This is a genomic window from Streptomyces sp. NPDC030799 (assembly GCF_055572255.1).
Genome location: NZ_JBVIDS010000007.1, coordinates 102,905 through 123,948 on the forward strand (window position 1 = coordinate 102,905; position 21,044 = coordinate 123,948).

Consider the following 21,044-nt stretch of genomic DNA (forward strand, 5'->3'; position numbering starts at 1 on the left):
GGGGCGGTGTGGATCAGCCCACAAGCCGCACACATGCCGAACGAAGTGGCGGCCGCCCGTCCGGGAGAGGGTTGGACGGAGCGACCGCCAGGTGGGGGTACCGAGTGCCGGACTCCCGTGGGGGTACTCCTCGCGTGCCCAGGATCCGCCCCGCCATGCGCCCGCTCCCGGAATTTCACCCGCCTGCTTCTCGCACCCCGTTGCTTCGCACAGGCCGTTACTTCGTGCACGCCGTCCGCCCGGAGGCGAGGGTCGCGCAGGCCTTGGCCTCCGCCGCGTTCTTCACGGCGACCATCGGGGTGTAGGCGATGGTGTCGCCGACGGTGGTGGTCTCGCCGGTCTGCCGGACCTTGCCGGCGGTGATCTGGACCTTGTCGCCCTGGGCGGCGCCGGTGATCCGGCCCCAGGCGGTCCCGCAGGCCTTGCTGTAGCGGACCTCCAGGGTGGTGGTGCCGACGGTGACGGTCCGGGCGGTGGTGACCAGGTCGCCGCTGCAGCCCATGGCCTCGGCGTCCTTGCCGTTGCAGGCGGAGCCGGTGCACTTGACCCCGGGTGGTGCGCTCGCGTTCGGGGTGGCGCTCGGGGACGGCGGCTTGGCGGTGTTCTCGTGCTGGGCGCCGCCCCGGTGGGTGAAGAAGTAGACAGCGGCGATGACGACGAGCACGCCGACGAGCCCGGAGACGAACATGATCACCCGCTGCCGCCCGGCGTTCCCCGGAGCCGGGGCGCCGCCGCCCGGCCGGGGAGCCGGTGCGTGCGGCTGCTGCCCGCCGTACGGGGTCGGCGTGTCCGGGATCCGGCCGGCAGCGTCGGACGAGACGGCGGGACCGGAACCGTTCACGGCGGCACCGGCACCCGCGCGTCCCCCGGTTCCGGGTCGGGCGCTCGCCGGGGACGGCCCCTGATACCCGGCGAGGTTCCACGAGTTGGCACCGGATGTCCCCCCACGTCCGGTCGAGTCCCGCTCGGCCGGACCACGCTCGGCCCCCTCCCCGTCGGCCGGACCTCCCGCACCGTCACGGTCGGCCGGGCCACGCCCCGCACCGTTGCGATCGGCCGGACCACGTCCCGCACCGTCCCGGGCGACGCCGTCCCGGGCGTCGGCGTCAGGAGCCGTCGGCTGTGGGGGAATCGTCGGAAAGACGCCCGCCGGACCGGCGATGCCCATGGCCGGACCGAGACCCTCCCCCGTGCGGCCGGACGGGCCGCCGGACGCCTCCGCCGCGCCGAAGTCCCCGAGTGCGGCGCGCGCCTGGGAGATGCGAATCGCCTCCATGGTGCGGTCGTGCCGCATCTCCGCCCGGCTCCAGGCGCGTTCGGCCAGCTCCCACATCGTGGTCAGATGCACGGGATTGGTGCCGGTGACCTCGGCGAGCGCGACGACCGCGCCCTTGGGCGCGAGAAGCCGGCCGCCCAGGTAACGCTCCCAGGACGTCTTGCTGTAACCCGTGCGGTCGGCGAGTGCCGCGACGCTCATGCCACTGCGGTCCACGAGCCGTCGCACCTGGCTGGTGAACTCCTTGATCTGCGGGTCCAGATCCTCGGGCAGGTCTTTCCAGCGAGGCATCGATTCCCCCCTTGCTCTCCCCCGGCTTCCCCGTCCTGGCTACCCACAAGGATGCCCTGCCCGAGGATCCCAGTTCCCGGGATGGGGGCGCGCGGGAGCACGGACGGCGCGCGGACACCGTAGCGGAATGGTCACTTCCGTGCCACAGCGCGCGGACAGGCGTTGAACAGGCGCTTCCTGGGCGGAAGGCTGAAAGAGGCGGCGGCTCGTCCCTCCTCGGGGGAGGGGACGAGCCGCCGTCCCTGCGAGCGCCGCTACTGGCTGATGGTGAAGTGCAGGGTGTCCTTCAGGAACGGGATCCGCAGCCACGGGTCGGGCTGGGCCATCATCGCCAGCAGGGCGATCGCGAGGCCGAGAACGCCGTACGTGGCGATGTCCGTGAAGCGGGAGCGTACGGCGAGCATGCCGACGCCGGGCAGTATCCAGCGCATGACCGCGCCGGCCAGCAGAGCGGCACCGATCAGCAGGGTGCCGAAGCGGAACATGTCGAGCGCGGTCAGCAGCAGACCGAGCGCGACCGTGCCGAGCACCACGAGCAGGGGCCACTGCCGCGCCGGGGCCGGGGCGTCGCCGGGCGCGGCCCGGCCGCCGCCCTCGGGCCGCGCGGTGTCCCGGGTGATCCGCGGGAAGCGGCGCGTGACACGCCGCGCCCGCCCCTGCTCGTCCGGGGCGCTGATCGCGTCGCGCACGGTCGGCTCGCCGCCGTGCGCCTGCTCAGCCGGCACTGCGCTCCGCCGCCTCGACCACGTTGACCAGCAGCTGCGCCCGGGTCATCGGGCCCACGCCGCCGGGGTTCGGAGAGATCCAGCCGGCCACCTCGACGACGTCCGGGTGGACATCGCCGACGATCTTGCCCTCGGCGTTGCGGGAGACACCGACGTCCAGCACGGCGGCGCCCGGCTTGACGTCCTCGGCGCGGATCAGATGCGGGGAGCCGGCAGCCGCGACGATGATGTCGGCCCGCTTCAGGTGGGCGGACAGATCGCGGGTGCCGGTGTGGCACTGGGTCACGGTGGCGTTCTCGCTGCGCCGGGTGAGCAGCAGCGGCATCGGCCGGCCGATGGTGACACCGCGGCCGACGACCACGACCTCGGCGCCCTTGATCTCCACGCCGTGGGCCCGCAGCAGGGAGAGGATGCCGTTCGGGGTGCAGGGCAGCGGCGCGGGCTCGTTCAGCACCAGCCGGCCGAGGTTCATGGGGTGCAGCCCGTCGGCGTCCTTGGCCGGATCCATCAGCTCCAGGATGCGGTTCTCGTCGATGCCCTTGGGCAGCGGCAGCTGGACGATGTATCCGGTGCAGGCCGGGTCCTCGTTCAGCTCCCGTACGACCGCCTCGATCTCCTCCTGGGTCGCCGTGGCCGGCAGCTCGCGCTGGATGGAGGCGATGCCGACCTGCGCGCAGTCGCGGTGCTTGCCGGCGACGTACTTCTGACTGCCGGGGTCGTCCCCGACCAGGATCGTGCCGAGGCCGGGCGTTGTGCCCTTCTCCTTCAGCGCCGCCACGCGGGCGGTCAGATCGGACTTGATCGCGGCTGCGGTGGCCTTGCCATCGAGAATCTGGGCGGTCATGCACCCATCCTCGCGGATGACCCGGCCCCGGTTCCAATCCGGGGTGGCGGGGCGCCGTACCGCCTTGTCGGCAGATGATCGACGATGTTGCACTTGCACAACACCTGGGGCTTCCGGCTGGACAAGTCAGTAACCGGTCAAGAACGATGAGCAGCACAGTGCAGCGGGCAGCTCGACGGGGGGACGGACCGCATCTGTAGAAACTCTCCTCCGTGCAGTGCCGCGCCTCGTCCCCAGCACTCGATTCAACGGAGGAAACACCGCCATGAGCTTCGGCGACCAGAACAGTCCCTACGGCGCCCCGCAGGGCCAGCAGCCCGGCTACGGCCACCCGCAGCAGCCCCAGGGTGCCGGTTACGGCTACCCGTCGGCGCCGCCCGTCCAGCAGCAGTACGGCGCCGGCGCCCCGATGACCGCGATGCCGGGCAACGTCAGCGCGGCGCGGGTGATGCTCTGGGTGATCGTCGGCCTCCAGGCCCTCGGTGTGATCGGGTTCGCCATCACTGCGGTGCGCGTGAACTCCCTGAAGCACGACAGCGCCCTGCAGGACGACAGCAGCTTCCAGCGGTTCGCCGACTACTCGTCCGGCATGCTGTGGGGGCTCGTGGTGTTCGCGCTCGCCTGGGGCGTGTTCGCGGCCGTGCTCGCGTCGAAGTTCAACACCGGCGCCAACGGCGTCCGCATCACGACCCTGGTCTTCGGCATCATCACCGCGATCCTCGGCCTGTACCCGTTCGTCATCGTGGGCCTCGTCCACACGGTGCTGGCGATTCTGATCGCCTGCTTCGTGGGCGGAGCCAACGGCAAGGCCTGGTTCAACCGCGCCCGGTACTGAACCCGCCCGCGCGACGGAACAGTTCGCGCCAATTCAACACCGAGGGCCGTGTCTCACCCGTCCAGGGGGAGGCACGGCCCTGGTGTCTCCCCCTAGTCTGACTCGGGTAGCCGTACCCGGCCGGGGTGGCCGCAAGGCACGGGGAGCCGCACCTTGTACAGCATCGTCGTCGTACCTCCGCCGACCCCGGAGGACCGGCAGGACCGCACCCAGATCCGGCTCGCCCCCGGTGAGCGTCTCCGCTTCGGGCGGGCACCGGGCAACGACCTGAGGATCCCGCACGACGGGGTCTCCCGGCGGGCCGGCGAACTCGGCGCCCAGGGTGCGTTCTGGATACTGAGCAACCTGTCCGCGCGGCACACGTACGTCGTGGAGAACCCGGAGGGCGCCGGTGAGCACATCAAGGTCGGCCCGGGCCGGCTCGACGCGCCCGTCCCGTTCGAGTTCTCGCGGATCGTGCTGCCCGCCGCCGGGGAGCTGCTGACCATCGAGGTGTGGGCGCCGCGCCACGACTATCTGCGCGACGGCGCCGGTCCGGACGGCGACACCACCGCCCCGGCCTTCTCCGTCGACCGCACCAAGCGCTACTTCGCCGTCCTGGCCGCCCTGTGCGAGCCGCGGCTGCGCGGCGACCCGCATGCCCCGCTGCCCACCGTCGACCAGGTCGTCGACCGGCTGCGCCCCGCCTGGCCGGCCGCCTCCCGCACCTCGGTGCAGTGGAACATCGACTACCTGGCGGTCAAACTGCGGCTCAAGCCCGGCCCCGAGACCGCGGACACCGGTCCCCGCCTCAATGGCAAGAAGGAGTCGCTGGTGTCCCTGGCGCTCCGCTTCGACCTGGTGCGCGAGGACGACCTGGTCGTCCTGTCCGGGCCCGTGAGCCGGACGGCCCGGTGACCGAGCCGTACGCCGTGCCGGTGCCCAGGGGCTACCGGGTCGGCGTCTGGGAGGTGCGCGAGCCGATCGCGACGGGTGCCTTCGGCAGCGTGTACGCGGGCCGGCGCACCGGGGACGGCGACACGCCCGAACTGCCGCGCACCGCCGCCCTGAAGTTCCTGCCCACCGGCACCGGCACCCCGCGCCAGCTGGCCCATCTGCGGGAACTCATCGAGCGTGAGGTCGATGTGCACCGCCGGCTCAGACGGCCGCGGCTGATCCGGATGTACGAGACCCTCGTGGTGGACGACGCGGCCCGGCCCGCACTCGACGGCGCCACCGTGCTCGTGCTGGAGCGCGCCGAGGGGTCCCTGTCCGCTCTGCTCGCCGCCTCGCCCCGCCCGGACTCCGGGCCCGCCCTGCTCGCCCAGATCTGCGAGGGGCTGGCCCAGCTGCACCGGGCCGGCTGGGTGCACGGGGATCTGAAACCGGCCAATGTGCTGCTGATGGCGGACGGTTCGGCACGGCTCGCCGACTTCAACATGGCTGCCGAACTGGAGGGCACCCACGCCTACACCCCGGCCTTCTCCACCCCCGACTACACCCCGCCCGAGCTGCTGTGGGCGGAGATCGGCGAACGGGGCCGCCGCATCCGTCCCTCCGCCGACGTCTGGGCCTTCGGTGTGCTCGCCCACCTCGTCCTCACCGACTCCTTCCCGCTGTCCGGCGCCACCCCGACGGCCCGCCGCGACGCGGCCGCCGCCTACGCCCGCGGCACCGACGAACTGCGCCTGTCACCCGAACTCCCGGACAGCTGGCGGGAGATCATCCGTGACTGTCTGGCCCGTACCCATGGCGCACGCATCACCACCGAGGCGCTGCTGCGCCGCGTCGAGGCGGCGGCCGGCACGGGCCGCTCGCCGCGCCTGCCCCGGCTGTTCCCGCGCCGCAGGCGCCGGCAGGCGGTGATCGCCTCGGCCGCTGCCGCCACCGCCGCCGTCGCGGCCCTCGGCTACGGCATCAGCAACTGGGCTGCGCACGACGGGGGCAACGACGCCCGCGATGCCGCATCGGCCTCCTACGGCGCCTCGGAACTACGCACCGATCAGGGCGTTCCGGTCGCCTACCGCCGCCTCGTCGTGGACTCCGCCCACGCCTGCTCCGAGCCCGACGTCACGCCCGCGCTCATCGCGGCGATGCTGAAGGCCGAGAGCAACTTCGACCCGGACCTCTCCGACCCCGGCAAGCAGGAGTTCGGCATCGCCCGCTGGACCCCCGCCGTGCTGCGCTGGTGGATGCGCGACGACGGCGTCCCCGCGTCGGCGACACCCACGCCGCCCCTGTCGCCCTCCGTCTCCATTCCGGCCATGGGCCGCTACCTGTGCTTCATCGACTCCCATCTGAAAGACGGCCTGCCCGGCGACAAGCGGGTGCTCACCGCGGCCGGCTACCGGACCTCGTACAAGAAGGTGAACGCCGCGGGCGGAGTTCCCCCGAAGTACCGCGACTACTGCGCCCGCGTCGCCCACTACCTCAAGGAGTACACGCCCGCGGGAAGGAAGTGACCCTGAGACTTCCGAGGTACCGGCGTACGGGTTGCGGCGGCACGGTGGAACCACTCCGCCACGGCGTCACGGCGGAGCGACCGACACCGTTCGTTCACATGGGGGAACTCGTGAACATCGTTAAGCCCGCCGCACTGCTCGTCGCGGCCACCGCCCTCCTCGCCGGCTCCACGGTCGCGGCGACCGCCGCCACACCGGACGGCACCCGGGTCACCAGCGTCCAGCAGGTCGCCGGCCAGGTCCTCGCCGGCCACCCGAAGCCGCTTTCGGCCTCCGCCGGCCAGGTCCGGTACGACGGCCTGACCCTCACCAGGGCTCCGCAGGGCGCGGCCGCCAAAAAGGACCTGGACTGCGCCTACGGCCACCTGTGCATGATCGTCAGGGGCACCAAGTTCGACTTCTACAAGTGCCGGACCTGGACCGTCTCCAACTGGACCGGCGACGGCCCGTTCACGAACAACCAGACGCCGGGCACGGTCGCCAGGTTCTACAACCAGGACGGCAGCGTCCGCTGGACCTCCACGGCGTACGAGGCCGGCACGGCGACCTGGGACCCGATCTGGTCCCTGCGCCCCTGCTGATGCCGTGACAGGGCGGACGGCCTCCGGCTCCCTCGGGGGAGGGCCGGAGGCCGTCGACGAAGCAGGAAGCACGGTGTGCCGGGCGGCCGTCCGCGGTCGCCACCGCGACCGGAACCACCGTGACCGAACTGGATGTCCAGGAGGGTGTGCACCACGTTTCTCCGCCGCCCGGCGGAGCGGACCGAGAGGAGATCCGCGTGAACCTGCGCGTCACCCGGGAACAGCCGTCACCGGGGAGAAAAGTACTGGTCTCCGGGGCAGGAGTGGCCGGCTCGACGGTGGCCTACTGGCTCGCACGGCACGGGTTCACACCGACGGTCGTCGAACGTGCCCCCGCGCTGCGGCAGGGCGGTCAGGCGGTCGACTTCCGCGGCCGGGCGCTGACCGTGCTGGACCGGATGGGCCTGCTGGAACAGGTGAAGGAACGCGACACCGGCATCGGCGACTGCACCATCGTGGACGCCGCCGGCGAACCCTTCGCCGTCATGCCCGCCGCGCTGTACGCCGGTGAGCTGGAGGTGCTCATCGACGAGCTGATGGGGATCCTCCACGACCACGCCGTCGAGGCCGGCGTCGCCTACCGGTTCGGCGACTCGGTCACCGCTCTCGTGCCCGACGGCGAGGGAGTGGAGGTTGCCTTCGAAAATGCTCCGCCGGAGCGGTTCGACCTGGTGATCGGCGCCGACGGGGCGCACTCGGCGGTCCGCCGGCTGGCGTTCGGCCCCGAGGAGGGGTTCGCGCACTATCTGGGCTGCTACTACGCCTACTGGGGAACCGGCAACCACCTCGGTCTCGACCACGAGGGGATGGCCACCGGCGACGGCGAGACGGCCGCGCTGAGCCTGTTCACCGTCCGGCACAACGAACGGGCCCGGGCGGGCCTGCTGTTCAAGGCCGACCAGCCGCTGTCCGTCGACCGGCGCGACCGGCAGGCGCAGATCCGGATCCTCAAGGACCGTGCTGCGCACCTCGGTTGGGAGACTCCCCGCCTGCTGGCCGACCTGGACTCCGCCGACGACCTGTACTTCGACGCCATGACGCAGATCCGGATGGACACCTGGTCCGCCGGCCGTATCGCGCTCGTCGGCGACGCCGCCCACTGCGCCGCCCCCACCTCGGGACGCGGCACCTCCCAGGCTCTGCTCGGTGCCTACGTCCTGGCCGGAGAGCTCGCTGCGGCCGGCGGTGACCACGGCACGGCGTTCGCCTCCTATGAGCGGATCCTGCGCCCGTACGTCGAGCACAACCAGGCCATTGGCGTCCACGGCAGCCAGTATCTGTTCACCCGGCCGACCCAGGAGATGTTCGACGCGATGGCCGCCCAGGCCGGAGAACCCGAGCCGGACCAGGGCCCGGAACCGGTCATCAGGGACTACTGATCAGGAACTACTGGGCACTGCGCCGGCATGGCGCAGTGCCCCGTACTCACCGCTCAGTGGAAGAAGTGGCGCGTGCCCGTGAAGTACATGGTCACGCCCGCCTTCTTGGCGGCCTCGACGACCTGCTCGTCACGGATCGAGCCGCCCGGCTGGACGATCGCCCGGACACCGGCGTCGATGAGGATCTGCGGGCCGTCCGGGAAGGGGAAGAAGGCGTCGGAGGCCGCGTAGGCGCCCCGGGCCCGCTCCTCGCCCGCCCGCTCGACGGCCAGCTTGCAGGAGTCGACGCGGTTGACCTGGCCCATGCCGACGCCGACCGAGGCGCCGTCCTTGGCGAGGAGGATCGCGTTGGACTTGACGGCACGGCAGGCCTTCCAGGCGAACGCCAGCTCCTTCAGCTCCTCGTCGCCGAGCGCCTCACCGCTGGCCAGCGTCCAGTTGGCGGGGTCGTCGCCGTCGGCCTGGAGCCGGTCGGTGACCTGGAGCAGCACACCGCCGTCGACCTGCTTGGCCTCCACCCGGTTGCAGGGCGCGCTCGGGGCCTTCAGCACGCGGATGTTCTTCTTCTTGGTGAGGGCCTCCAGGGCCCCTTCCTCGTAGTCCGGGGCGACGATGACCTCGGTGAAGATCTCCGCGACCTGCTCGGCCATCTCCCGGCTCACCGGCCGGTTGACGGCGATGACACCGCCGTACGCGGAGACCGGGTCGCAGGCGTGTGCCTTGCGGTGCGCCTCGGCGACGTCCTCGCCGACCGCGATGCCGCAGGGGTTGGCGTGCTTGATGATCGCGACGCAGGGCTCGTCGTGGTCGTACGCGGCACGGCGGGCGGCGTCCGTGTCCGTGTAGTTGTTGTACGACATCTCCTTGCCGTGCAGCTGCTCCGCCTCGGCGAGGCCGCCGGTGCCGTCGACGTAGAGGGCGGCGTCCTGGTGCGGGTTCTCGCCGTAGCGGAGGGTGTTCTTGCGCTCGTAGGTGGCGCCGAGGAAGTCCGGGAAGCCCGACTCGTCGACCGGCGCGTAGGAGGAGGCGAACCAGGAGGCGACGGCCACGTCGTAGGCGGCGGTGTGCTGGAAGGCCTCGGCGGCCAGCCGCTTGCGGGCGGCGAGGTCGAAGCCGCCGTCCTTGACGGCCGCGAGGACGTCGGCATAACGCTCGGGGCTGGTGACCACGGCGACCGAGGGGTGGTTCTTGGCGGCGGCACGGACCATGGACGGACCGCCGATGTCGATCTGCTCCACGCACTCGTCCTCGCTCGCGCCCGAGGCGACGGTCTCGCGGAACGGGTAGAGGTTGACGACGACGAGGTCGAACGGCTCCACGCCCAGCTCGGCGAGCTGCTCCCGGTGGCTGTCCAGCCGCAGGTCGGCGAGGATGCCCGCGTGCACCTTCGGGTGCAGGGTCTTGACCCGGCCGTCCAGGCACTCGGGGAAGCCGGTCAGCTCCTCGACCTTGGTGACGGGGACGCCGGCGGCGGCGATGCGGGAGGCCGTGGACCCGGTGGAGACGAGCGCGACACCGGCCTCGTGCAGCCCGCGCGCGAGCTCTTCCAGCCCGGTCTTGTCGTAGACGCTGACGAGCGCGCGACGGATGCCCCGCTTGCCGCTCTCGATGCTCTCGGCGGTCACTGGATAACTACCTTTCGTCCCTCAATGCGATAGCCGTTGCGGGCGATCCGCCCCACGACCTCGACGAGCAGCCTTCGCTCGACTTCCTTGATGCGCTCGTGCAGCGCGCTCTCGTCGTCCTCGTCCCGGACCTCGACCACGCCCTGGGCGATGATCGGGCCGGTGTCGACGCCGTCGTCGACGAAGTGGACGGTGCAGCCGGTGACCTTGGCGCCGTACGCGAGCGCGTCACGGACGCCGTGGGCCCCCGGAAAACTGGGCAGCAGGGCCGGGTGGGTGTTGACGAACCGCCCGCCGAAGCGCGCGAGGAACTCCTTCCCCACGATCTTCATGAACCCGGCGGAGACCACGAGGTCCGGCTCGTACGCGGCGACGGCCTCGGCGAGGGCGGCGTCCCACTCCTCGCGGCTCGCGTAGTCCTTGACCTTGCACACGAAGGTCGGCAACCCGGCCCGCTCGGCGCGGGCGAGCCCCTCGATGCCGGCGCGGTCGGCCCCCACGGCGACGATCCGGGCGCCGTACCGCTCCGCTCCGGTGCGCTCGATCTCGTCCAGGAGCGCCTGCAGATTGGTGCCGGATCCGGAGACCAGCACGACGAGGCGCTTGACCGCGGGGCCAGCGGTGGTGGCGGCCACGATGGGGCCCTTTCTCGGGGTGGCGATGTGTCCGGTCGGCGGTTGCCCATGCGGTTGTACGTTCGCACGAATGCTTCGCACCCCGCGATACAGGGAAGTCTACGAAGCGGCCGACCGTCAGCAACGATACCGGCACTCGGGAAGGCCCCCACGGGACGGGGGAGTGGCCGGAAGGTAGCGTTCGCAAGGAATCACGGAGGGGAAGCCTCGGGAACGCGGTCGTCGTGCGGTGCGTTGTCGGGGTGGAAGCTCATGTGGGACAGCCGTAGTCACCCAGGGGAAGACGCTCTTTTGATGCCCGATCGCAGCCCGCGACTCCTCACGTTCCCTCCGCGCCCGGCCCAGGGAGGCGAGCGTGACGCCATGCTGCTGCGGGAGCGGCCGGTCTCGCCTCCCGAGGCCCCGCAGGACGGTCCGGGCGGTCAGGGGGCCGGTCAGGACGGCCGCGACGGCGACGGGCGGCGCGGCGGACGGCAGGACGACAACCCGTTCGCACCGCCGCCCGAGGGCACCCCGGACCGGCCCTGGCAGCCCCGTCATCCCGAGGGTCATCAGGGAGCCGGTCCGGGCTCGGGGGGCGGCTCCCCGTGGGGCAGCCAGTGGAGCGACCGTCAGCCCGGACGCTCGCCCGGCGGCTTCGGCGAGCGGCCCGGCGGCGGCCCCCAGGGTCCCGGCGGACCGGCCGGATCCGGCATGCGCTGGGACCCGACCGACCCCGCCCAGCGCCGCGCGCGCTACGCCCTGCTGTCCGGCATGTGGGCCGTCTTCTTCGCCCTGTTCAGCTGGCCGTACGTGGCCCTGCTCCTGGGCGCACTCGCCCTGTACTGGGGTGTCAGCGCGCTGCGCGCCAAGCCGCGCAGGCCGGACCCGGACTCCCCGACCCCGCCGCCCGTCCCCGGCCGCCCCCAGACGACAGCGGCCGTCGGGGGTCTGATCACGGCCTCCCTGGCCCTGGTCCTGGTCGCCTCGACCTTCACGGTCCAGCTGGTCTACCGCGACTACTACACCTGCGTCGGCGACGCCCTCACCCACGAGGCCAAACAGTCCTGCGACAGCCTGCTGCCGCGGGAGCTGCGAGGGGTTCTCGGAGTCGGCAACGACTGAGCCTGCGGTGCCGCTGGTCAGGTGACCCGGTGCGGGCCGGTCCTGGCACGGGCGGCCCGGCGGGCTCGGTGACGGGGTGCGGGCCGACGCGGTGGCGGGCGGCCCGGGCCGTCGGGTCAGTGGGATTCCGGCGGCTGTTCCGTGGTGTCCGCGACCGGCTCGGCGGAGCCCGGGGCGGGTTCGGTGGAGGCCGGCCGGGGGCGTTCCGGGAGGAGCGGCCAGGCGGGCGCGGTCGGCGAGGAGCCCGGACGGCAGTCGTCCGAGGTGTCGCGCGGGGCCGCGGGCTCGCGTACGGCCGTCCAGCGTGCGGCGTGCGTGAGGTCGTCGGACCAGTCGGGGCCGAACGGGTCGTCGGCCGGGAGGATCTCGTACGGGTCCTCCTCCGCCGCACCGGCCGTGCCGGGCGCGGTCTCCGGTCGGCCCACGTTCTTGCCGGTGCCCGGTTCCTCGCCCCTGGCTCTGCCGGCCCCCTCGTCGTGGCCCTCCTGGCCCTCCTCCTCCCCGCTCCGGCCTCCCTCCGCGCCTTGGTGCTCTGCGCCGGCCGTGGCCGTGCCCTCGCCCGTCGTCGGCTCCTCCGCCTTCCCCGGCCCGTTTCCGGTTCCGTCGGCCGCCGCCCCGAAGTTCGACGCGGACGCCTTGCCGTCCTGCCCCGTCCCTGTCCCCTGTGCCGGGATCCCCCCGCCCCGCGTGCGCCCGCGCCACACGAGCCAGCCCCGTACGACCAGTGCCACCGGCACCCCGCACACCGCCGTCCAGGCCCCCACCGCTCCCCCGGTCTGCCACCACACCGGCCCGAAGCGGGCCAGCGCGGCCACGCCCAGCGGACCGCCCGCCAGCTCGGCGAGCAGGGCGAAGGCCGCCGCGCACACCGTCGCGGTCAGCAGCATGACCCCGCCGGTACGGGCGGCCGACCACCGGGCCGCAACCGCCTCGCCCGGCTCCGGCCGCTCCATGGCCCCGCGCGCCACGAACCACCCCGCCATCCCCCCGGCCGCCACCGGCACCAGCCCCGCCAGCCAGTTCGGCAGCGACCCGGCACCCGCGTCCGGCACCGCCGCCAGCAGCGGGAAGGGCGGCAGCAGCGGCGCCGGATCGGAGGCGAACGGGTTCACCCCGTGTCCGGCACCGAGCAGGAACCCGGGGCCGAGGGCGTAGGACGCGGCCCACACCGCCGCGTTGGGAATCAGCGCGATACCGAGCACCAGCACCGCGAACCGTCCCGTCCAGCCCTCGGTCAGCTGGAGGAAGGACGCCTGCGCCGCCCGGCCGTGCCACACCAGCGACACCCCGAGCACCAACGCCCCACCGCCGAAGAGCACTGCCGTGGCGGCACCGGTGGCCCGTACGGCCGTACCCACCCGGGCGCGCGCGTCCGCGCCGAACACCACCCGCCGCACCGGCCCCGGCAACACCGTCAGCATGTTCAGCACCGGCTCGCGGGGACAGCCGTACGCCGACCACACCCCGGCCGCCGCCGAGCCCGCCGCCACCAGCGGCAGACATACCGTCACCCAGGGCCAGGAGGCCTGCAGTTCGCCTCCCGAGCAGTACAGCGCGATCGCGCCGCCGACACCCAGATAGCCGAGGACGACCCCGGTCCACACCGTGCGCGCCGGTACGGGCGGCGGGCCGTCGGCGTCCTCGGGCGCGTCCACCGCGTCCCGGGCGGCCCGGTACACCCGCCACACGGGCAGCGCCAGCAGCAGCAACGGGGTCACGCCCACCGGCATGGGCACACCCGAGAGCGTGTCGGTGCGGACCAGTTCGACGCCGTGCGCCAGCAGCCACAGCGCCGCGGCGACATGCAGCGCACCGCCCGGACCACTGTCGGGATAGGGCGAGCTGACCCACAGCAGCATCAGCAGGGCGGCGAACGAAGCGAATCCGAGTCCGGCCGCTACCGCGCCGGCCAGCAGGCTCGCGGCCAGCCCGGGCTCACGGTCCCGCATCCGGGCCAGCAGGGGCGACAGCGACGGTCGGCGAGCGGTCAGCAGAGTCACCCCGCCATGCTGCCAATGCCACCCGCTTTCCCCACGCAACAGGCGAACTTCCGATGTGTCGCCCAATATATGTTTATGTTCTTTTTCGCACGGAAGGGCGCATGGTGACGACGACTCAGAACACCGACGGCCCGCTGCCACCGCCGACGGAACGCCGGCGGCTTCGCGAGTCCCGGTCGCTGACGAAGGCTCAGGTCGCCGCGCGGGTCGGCGTCAGCCGCTCGACGATCCGCGCGTGGGAGTCCGGCCGCCGCGTTCCGCACGGACGTGAGGGCGCGGCCTACGCCAGGCTGCTGCGGGCGCTCGCCGCACCGGCGGCAGCCGAGGAAACAACGGCGGCCGAGGAGACGACGACGGCCGAGGCGGCCCCGGAGACACCGCCCGGGGCGGCCACAGCCCCTGCCCCCTCCCCCACCGCTGCCCCTACCCCTGCTGCTGCCCCTGCTGCTGCTTCTGCTTCTGCTGCTGTCGCTGCCGCACGCACGGCGCCCGTCACCACCGAGCCCCTGACGCCGGATCAGGCCTTCGATGCGCTGTACGCGTTCTGCGCCCCCGCCCTCGTACGCCAGACGTATCTGCTCACCGGGCGCCGGGAACTGGCCCGCGAATCCGTGGAGCGGGCCTTCCAGCTGGCCTGGCAGCGCTGGCCCGAGCTGGCCCGGGACCGGGATCCGGGCGGCTGGGTGCGGGCGGTGGCGTACGACTGCGCGCTCTCGCCCTGGCACCGCTTCCGGCCCCGCTACCGGCACCCGGAACCGCCGCCCGCCGATCCGGCCGACCACGCGCTGCTGCACGTCCTGCTGACGCTTCCGCCGTCGTACCGGCGCACGCTCGTGCTCTACGACGGTGTGGGCCTCGACCTCCCGGAGACGGCGGCGGAGACGGAGGCCAGCACGCCGGCGGCGGCGATGCGGCTGACCCACGCACGGGAGGCGGTGGCCGCGCGGCTGCCGGAACTGGCCGACCCCGCGGAACTGCACCGCCGGCTGCTCGAACTGGCCTCGAAGGAGCAGTTGCGCGCGGGCAGGCCGACGGTGATCCGGGCCGGCTGCGAGCGGCAGAACGTGCTCTGGACCCGGGCGGCGATCGCGTTCACCGTGACGATCGTCGGCGCGACGACACTCACGCTGCGGACGGCACCGACGCACTACGAGGCCCCGATCGCCCCGGCTCAGGCGGTGGAGGGGGTGCCGGCGGTGGGGGTCATGGGGCCGCTGTCCCGGGAGGAACAGGCCTTGCGGGCAAAGCTGGGGGCTGCCGCCAAGGGGCCGGAGAGGCTGCTACCGGAACCCGGGTGAACGGTGCGGGAAGCGCAAACGCCGGTAGGCCCGCCCCCACCCCGGGGAACGGGCCTACCGGCGCTCGGCCGACGTGCCTCAGCCGGCCAGGATCTCGCGGGCCAGCTTCGCCGTCTCGGTCGGCGTCTTGCCGACCTTGACGCCCGCGGCCTCCAGGGCCTCCTTCTTGGCCTGCGCGGTGCCGGAGGAGCCGGACACGATGGCGCCGGCGTGGCCCATGGTCTTGCCCTCGGGCGCGGTGAAGCCCGCGACGTAACCGACGACCGGCTTGGTCACGTTCTCCTTGATGAACGCCGCGGCACGCTCCTCGGCGTCGCCACCGATCTCACCGATCATCACGATGAGCTCGGTCTCCGGGTCGTCCTGGAACGCGGCCAGGGCGTCGATGTGGGTGGAGCCGATGATCGGGTCGCCACCGATGCCGACGGCCGTCGAGAAGCCGATGTCCCGCAGCTCGTACATCATCTGGTACGTCAGCGTGCCGGACTTCGACACCAGGCCGATGCGGCCCGGCTTGGTGATGTCGCCCGGGATGATGCCGACGTTCGACTGGCCCGGGGTGATGATGCCGGGGCAGTTCGGGCCGATGATGCGGGTCTTGTTGCCCTTCTTGCCGGCGTACGCCCAGAAGGACGCCGAGTCGTGCACGGCGATGCCCTCGGTGATGACGACGGCCAGCGGGATCTCGGCGTCGATGGCCTCGACGACGGCGTCCTTGGTGAACTTCTCCGGCACGAAGATGACGGAGACGTTGGCGCCGGTCTTCTCGATGGCCTCCTTGACGGTGCCGAAGACGGGTACCTCGGTGCCGTCGAAGTCCACGGTCTGACCCGCCTTGCGCGGGTTCACGCCGCCCACGACGTTCGTGCCGTCGCCGAGCATGAGCTTGGTGTGCTTCATGCCGGTGGAGCCGGTCATGCCCTGGACGATGACCTTGCTGTCCTTGTTGAGCCAGATAGCCATGGTGTGTTGGTGTCCTCGTCCTGAGTGCTTACTTGGCGGCGGCCAGCTCGGCGGCCTTGTCGGCCGCGCCGTCCATGGTGTCGACGCGCTGCACCAGCGGGTGGTTGGCGTCGGTGAGGATCTGCCGGCCCAGCTCGGCGTTGTTGCCGTCGAGGCGGACGACGAGCGGCTTCTCGACCTTCTCGCCGCGGTCCTCCAGAAGCTTCAGGGCCTGCACGATGCCGTTGGCGACCTCGTCGCAGGCGGTGATGCCACCGAAGACGTTCACGAAGACGGACTTGACGTCCGGGTCGCCCAGGATGATCTCCAGGCCGTTCGCCATGACCTGGGCGGAGGCGCCACCGCCGATGTCGAGGAAGTTGGCGGGCTTGACGCCGCCGTGCTTCTCACCGGCGTACGCGACGACGTCCAGGGTGCTCATCACGAGACCGGCGCCGTTGCCGATGATGCCGACCTCGCCGTCGAGCTTGACGTAGTTGAGGTTCTTCTCCTTGGCGGCGGCCTCGAGCGGGTTGGCCGCGGCCTTGTCGTGGAGCTCCTCGAAGTCGGGGTGACGGAACTCGGCGTTGTCGTCGAGCGACACCTTGCCGTCGAGGGCGATGACCTCACCGGAGGCGACCTTGGCCAGCGGGTTCACCTCGACGAGGAGGGCGTCCTCCTTGATGAAGGTGTCCCACAGCTTGACGAGGACGTTCGCGACCTTGTCCGCGACCTCGGCCGGGAACTTGGCAGCCGCGACGATCTCGCGGGCCTTGGCCTCGTCCACACCGTCGATCGGGTCGATCGGGGTCTTGGCGACAGCCTCCGGACGGGTGGCCGCCACCTCCTCGATCTCCATGCCGCCCTCGACGGAGGCGATGGAGAGGAAGGTGCGGTTGGCACGGTCGAGGAGGAAGGAGACGTAGTACTCCTCGAGGATCTCCGGAGCGGTCTCGGCGATCATGACCTTGTGGACCGTGTGGCCCTTGATGTCCATGCCGAGGATGTCCGTCGCACGGGCGACGGCCTCGTCCGCGGAGGCGGCCAGCTTCACGCCACCGGCCTTGCCACGACCACCGACCTTCACCTGCGCCTTGACGACCGACTTGCCGCCCAGCCGCTCGGTGATCTCGCGCGCCGCCTCAGGCGTGTCGATGACTTCACCGGCCAGCACCGGTACATCGTGCTTGGCGAAGAGGTCCCTCGCCTGGTACTCGAACAGGTCCACGCGCTTCCGTCCCTATCAGTGATCTCGCGGTTCGTTGGATGCGTGGGCGTGCCGCGAAGGGCAACGTGACGTCCGCTTGTCACAGGGGAGGCGCACACGGTGTCCGAGCGCGCGGCATGTCCGTCTCGCAGGTTATCGCCGCTTGCGGGGGCTCCCTAAATCGAGGGTCACACACGAGCGGTGATACCTGTCACATGATGCCGCGATTCCTGACACGCCGTGCCGACGGTTGGGGGACTTCGGAGTGGTGTGCGAGGCCTCACCGGGCTGGGGTTGACCCGGTGAGGCCTCCGGGGCGGCCCCGGTGGGTCCGGGGCCGGGGCGGTTGATCCCCACCCCAATGGGGACCACCCGCCCGGACCGCGGGGTCCCGACCGGACGCGCCGACGGCATTCGGCCGCCCGGGCACGGACACCCCGCGGAGCGGTGGAGGGCGCTCAGCCCCGGTACCGGAGGTTCTGGGAGTACGCCGGTACGGCCGTACGGGTGACCCCCGCGGCTCCGTCGACGGCATGCCCGGCGAGCGGACCCCCGCTGTCCCGGACCGTGCCGTCGAGCCCGTGAGCGAAGGCCTCGGCCTGCCCGGCGAGCGGCACACCGGCACCGGCGACTCCGTCCGCGTAGGTCCCGGCCTCACCCGCGACACCGTGCACCATCCCGGCCGCGCTCCCCCCGACCCCGCCGACCACCGGTCCCATGGCCCCGCCGACCCGGCCGGGCACCGGCCCCACGACCTGACCGACCTTGCCGACCTGGCCGGTCACGGGCCGCAGGGTCCCCTCGACGGTGCCGGTCGCCCGGTGCACAGCCCCGGCCGCGGTGTCCGCGGTCTGCGCGACCGCGTGGGTGGCGGCATCCGCGGTCTGCCCGACCGCGCGGGTGGCGGTGTCCGCGAGCGGCGCGGTCGCCGCCGTGATTCCGGCTGTGAAGGGCGGCGCCTGGGCGGCCACGCCCTCGGCGAAGGTCCCGGTCCGCGCGGTCGCACCGTGCACGAGCGGCGGTACGGCTCCGACGACACCGCCCGCGAAGGGCTGGACGTCACCGGCCACACCGTGGCCGAGGGCGCCCGCGTCCACGACGGCCTGCCCTGCGACCGGCACGACTCCGCGCACGACGCCGGAGACCACCGGCGGCAGCACCGCCTCCGCGGTGTCCCGCCCGACCTGCCCGACCAGCCCACCGGCGTACGACCCCACACCCGCGCCGAGGGACCCCGCCTCACCGGCGGCGCCCGTGGCGATCCCGTGAACCCGGTGGAGCTCGTGAACGGCGCCCCCGGCGGTTCCGAACGCCCCGGCACCGGCGGCATCAGCAGTCCCGTATGCACCGGAGACGGTGCCGTATGCGCCAGAGGCGCTGTCACCGGCGGTCCCGTATGAGCTGGAGGCGGAGTCCGCGGCGGTTCCGTACGCGTCCCGCACGGCGGCATCGGCGGCCCCGTATGCACCCGACACCGCAGCGCCGGCAGTCCCGTGCACACCCGACACGACGCCCCCGGCAATGCCCTGTGCACCGGCGACGGTGCCACCGGCGACCCCGTCCACCTGGACGAGGGTGTCCCGGGCGGTCCCGTACACACCCGTCACCGCGTGCCCGGCGACGCCCTGCACGCCCGCCACCGCGTGCCCGGCAGCGCCCTCCGCGCCCGCCACCGACTGGCCGGCGAGCGGCGCAGCGCCGTGTACCGCCGCGGAGGCCACCGGCGGGACCGCCGCGGCGGTCGCTCCGTCCGCCACCGGCGTGACCGCGCCGGGCACGGCCCGGACCGTGCCGGCGACCCGCTGCCCGGCACCCGTGGCCGTACCGGTGATGTGTGCGGGCACGCCGGCGACGGAGGCGTCGGCCGCGCCCGCCGCCTCGGCCACCGTGCCGCGTGCGACGGCCGCGGCACCGGCGGTCCGGCCCTGCGCGCCGGCGACGGTCTGCCGTACGGCCGTCCGGACAGCGCCCTCGACCCCCTGCGTCTTCGGCCGGGCAATCTCCTGCGTGGCCTGAAGCCTGGTCTGCGCGGCGGCCAGAGCCTCCTCCACCTCGGGGGCGAAGGAGGACAGCGGACCGAACAGGTAGTCGATCCCGTCCTGCGCAGTGCCGTTCGGAACGCCTTCGCGGGACGCGACCGGCGCGGCGTGCGCGCCCGCACGGGCGGCGTGGCCGGTGAGGTGCGCCCCGTCGGGCTGGACGCCGGTCCGGACGTGCCCGTGCGCCCGCTGCCGCTCCGCACCGGCCTCCTGAGCGCCCCGGATCTTTGTGACGGTACCGCTGGTCGTGGCTGCAGTCCGCGTCGTCCGCGTCGTCTGCGCCGTCTGCGCCGTCTGCGCCGTCTGCGTCTGAGTCGTCTGAGTCGTCTGAGTCGTCCGCGCGGGCCGGGTGGCCGAGGTGGCCGTGCCGGTCGGACCGGAGACGGTGCCGTGGACGCCGGTGAGGACGCCGTCGACCGTGCCGGTGACAGTGTCGGTACCCGCGTCCGGAACGGAGACGGAGGTGCCGGACAGCTCGTCCGCGCTGGCGACGGCCGAACCGAGCGCCCATGCACCGGTGACACCGGCGGCTATCACGATCGAACGACGGATGTTCTTGTTCATTGCGTGCGTCAAGTCCTTCAGGAACAGCCGGAACCGGCTGAAGTCGGCTGGAGTCAGCTGGGGATTCCGTCCGCAGACCGCTGAACGCGGAACACACGACCACGCGAGCACGAGAACGAGCGAACGCGGATCAGGCTCGCCGCTGGGTGTCCGGACGGACGGGCAGACCCGTTCCGCCCCTGCTCGTCAGGTCCGTGGCGGAGAGGTCGGCCGTGCCGGCTAGCCGGGGAAGACGGGAATGTCTCGGTGCCGTTCCCGGGTGCAGGGCGCGTCGGCACACGCCGCGGCGCCCGGCGCGAGCCGCAGTGGCGCCCGGTGGTCGAGGGTGACGGCATGCGCGTCACCGTGACGGGACGCGGTGCCGTCGGCCGCCTGCTTGCCGAGCACACCGTCCGGGTCTCCACCCGGCGAGGGGCAGCCGGGGGCTCCCGCGGCGGCGGTGCCGTGGTGCGCGGGGATGTACGCCGCCTGCTGGGACGCACGGGTGACCGCCGGGCCGTACGAGGCGACCGGCGCCGGTGCGCCGCCGGCGGTACGGGCCCACGCGCGGGCGTGCCGCCGCACCTGCTCCGTCGAACCGGGCACCGCCGCACCACCGTGCCCCTGTGCGCGGCGCGCCGTGGACTCCGGCTCGGGCGTCAGCTGTACGGGCCTGTCCGGGACTTGGGGGAGGTCATCCGGCGCCCGGGTGAGGTCCGGCAGGGGCAGGGAGGGCGTCGAGGGCAGGGAGGGCGTCGAAGACCGTGGCTTCTCAACGGCTTGGGCGCCGACCGTGGCTTCGAGGGACCGGGAAACGGTGGTCACCACGTCGCCGACCGTCCGTACCGCACCTGCCGGGCCCTTCTGTCCGGTCACCCCGGACGGCGCCGACGTCACCTTCGCCGGCACCGGGACTCCATCGGCCGCATGCGCCTGTTCGCCGCAGAGGAAACCCAGTGTGAACAGCCCGCCCACCAGCAGCACCAGTTGGAGCACACGCCGCCCGCCCGCCGTACGCAGCACGCGCACGGTGGTACCAAGGAAGGCTGCTGGGAAGGTCAAGGAGGTGAACATCCTCGGCTCGGTACGACACGGGCTCCGCCGATCCTTGCACGACCCGCCCGAGGCAGCGCAAGCCCGGTGTTACCGATGGGTAGCCATGTCCCTTTTCGCTCCCCCTTTTCGCTCCCCCCTTTCTCTGCCCTCGCTCTCTGCCCTCGCTCTCTGCCCTCGCTCTCTCTCCTTCCTCCCTCCCCGTTCTGCCTGCCCTTCCTCTCTC

Annotated in this window: 17 protein-coding genes; 7 read left to right on the top strand and 10 right to left on the bottom strand. The window is 72.7% G+C overall.

The genetic code is table 11. The annotated features are described in order from the left end of the window. Positions 1-217: 217 nt before the first annotated feature. The 3 genes from ACZ41I_RS19025 to ACZ41I_RS19035 form a co-directional block, all read right to left on the bottom strand. Complete coding sequence (locus ACZ41I_RS19025) at positions 218-1,567, bottom strand: helix-turn-helix domain-containing protein (protein ID WP_468514627.1); 1,350 nt, start codon at positions 1,565-1,567, stop codon at positions 218-220. A 254-nt stretch (positions 1,568-1,821) separates the two neighbouring features. Next, entirely contained in the window at positions 1,822-2,292 is a 471-nt protein-coding gene (locus ACZ41I_RS19030) for a DUF3017 domain-containing protein (RefSeq protein WP_399763765.1), read from the bottom strand. Further along, entirely contained in the window at positions 2,282-3,136 is an 855-nt protein-coding gene (locus ACZ41I_RS19035; RefSeq protein ID WP_363214782.1) for a bifunctional methylenetetrahydrofolate dehydrogenase/methenyltetrahydrofolate cyclohydrolase, read from the bottom strand. Before ACZ41I_RS19035 ends, ACZ41I_RS19030 begins: the two co-directional genes overlap by 11 nt. A 265-nt stretch (positions 3,137-3,401) precedes the next feature. Between ACZ41I_RS19035 and ACZ41I_RS19040 the strand changes: the two genes are divergently transcribed. The 5 genes from ACZ41I_RS19040 (at position 3,402) to ACZ41I_RS19060 (ending at position 8,372) form a co-directional block, all read left to right on the top strand. Continuing rightward, on the top strand, positions 3,402-3,971 hold the full coding sequence (locus ACZ41I_RS19040; RefSeq protein ID WP_363214781.1) for a single stranded DNA-binding domain-containing protein: 570 nt from the start codon (positions 3,402-3,404) through the stop codon (positions 3,969-3,971). Between the two features lie 153 nt (positions 3,972-4,124). Next, the gene (locus tag ACZ41I_RS19045; RefSeq protein ID WP_399763762.1) at positions 4,125-4,868 is read left to right on the top strand and encodes an FHA domain-containing protein; all 744 of its coding nucleotides are present in this window, start codon (positions 4,125-4,127) and stop codon (positions 4,866-4,868) included. After that, entirely contained in the window at positions 4,865-6,412 is a 1,548-nt protein-coding gene (locus ACZ41I_RS19050; protein WP_399763759.1) for a serine/threonine protein kinase, read from the top strand. The genes ACZ41I_RS19045 and ACZ41I_RS19050 overlap by 4 nt, the downstream gene beginning before the upstream one ends. Positions 6,413-6,522: 110 nt before the next feature. Continuing rightward, positions 6,523-6,993, top strand: a complete 471-nt coding sequence (locus ACZ41I_RS19055; RefSeq protein ID WP_468514747.1) for a hypothetical protein — start codon at positions 6,523-6,525, stop codon at positions 6,991-6,993. 119 nt (positions 6,994-7,112) lie between these two features. Continuing rightward, positions 7,113-8,372 (top strand): FAD-dependent monooxygenase, encoded by a 1,260-nt coding sequence (locus tag ACZ41I_RS19060; RefSeq protein ID WP_468514628.1) that lies wholly within the window; start codon positions 7,113-7,115, stop codon positions 8,370-8,372. Positions 8,373-8,425: 53 nt separating this feature from the next. Here ACZ41I_RS19060 and purH read toward each other — a convergent pair whose 3' ends face one another. Together purH and purN are read right to left on the bottom strand one after the other, a co-directional pair. Continuing rightward, a complete protein-coding gene (purH, locus tag ACZ41I_RS19065; protein WP_399763755.1) occupies positions 8,426-9,997 on the bottom strand; it encodes a bifunctional phosphoribosylaminoimidazolecarboxamide formyltransferase/IMP cyclohydrolase in 1,572 nt (523 codons plus the stop codon). Beyond that, complete coding sequence (gene purN / locus ACZ41I_RS19070; protein WP_399763752.1) at positions 9,994-10,632, bottom strand: phosphoribosylglycinamide formyltransferase; 639 nt, start codon at positions 10,630-10,632, stop codon at positions 9,994-9,996. The genes purH and purN overlap by 4 nt, the downstream gene beginning before the upstream one ends. A 294-nt stretch (positions 10,633-10,926) precedes the next feature. On the opposite strand from purN, the gene ACZ41I_RS19075 reads away from it, so the two are divergent. Then, the gene (locus ACZ41I_RS19075) at positions 10,927-11,736 is read left to right on the top strand and encodes a hypothetical protein (RefSeq protein ID WP_363214773.1); all 810 of its coding nucleotides are present in this window, start codon (positions 10,927-10,929) and stop codon (positions 11,734-11,736) included. Between the two features lie 116 nt (positions 11,737-11,852). Here ACZ41I_RS19075 and ACZ41I_RS19080 read toward each other — a convergent pair whose 3' ends face one another. Further along, positions 11,853-13,685, bottom strand: a complete 1,833-nt coding sequence (locus ACZ41I_RS19080) for a cell division protein PerM (RefSeq protein WP_468514748.1) — start codon at positions 13,683-13,685, stop codon at positions 11,853-11,855. A 152-nt stretch (positions 13,686-13,837) separates the two neighbouring features. Here ACZ41I_RS19080 and ACZ41I_RS19085 point away from each other — a divergent pair, with 152 nt between their 5' ends. Further along, complete coding sequence (locus ACZ41I_RS19085; protein ID WP_468514629.1) at positions 13,838-15,034, top strand: helix-turn-helix domain-containing protein; 1,197 nt, start codon at positions 13,838-13,840, stop codon at positions 15,032-15,034. A 78-nt stretch (positions 15,035-15,112) separates the two neighbouring features. Here ACZ41I_RS19085 and sucD read toward each other — a convergent pair whose 3' ends face one another. From sucD to ACZ41I_RS19105, 4 genes are all read right to left on the bottom strand, one after another. Continuing rightward, positions 15,113-15,997: a succinate--CoA ligase subunit alpha gene (gene sucD / locus ACZ41I_RS19090; protein WP_363214770.1), complete on the bottom strand. Its 885-nt coding sequence runs from the start codon at positions 15,995-15,997 to the stop codon at positions 15,113-15,115. 28 nt (positions 15,998-16,025) lie between these two features. Further along, positions 16,026-17,204 carry an ADP-forming succinate--CoA ligase subunit beta gene (gene sucC, locus ACZ41I_RS19095; protein WP_228621143.1) on the bottom strand — a complete coding sequence of 393 codons (1,179 nt, stop codon included), beginning with the start codon at positions 17,202-17,204 and terminating at the stop codon, positions 16,026-16,028. A gap of 437 nt (positions 17,205-17,641) precedes the next feature. Then, positions 17,642-19,786, bottom strand: a complete 2,145-nt coding sequence (locus ACZ41I_RS19100; protein ID WP_468514630.1) for a hypothetical protein — start codon at positions 19,784-19,786, stop codon at positions 17,642-17,644. A 219-nt stretch (positions 19,787-20,005) separates the two neighbouring features. Then, complete coding sequence (locus ACZ41I_RS19105) at positions 20,006-20,827, bottom strand: hypothetical protein (RefSeq protein ID WP_468514631.1); 822 nt, start codon at positions 20,825-20,827, stop codon at positions 20,006-20,008. Positions 20,828-21,044 lie beyond the last annotated feature (217 nt).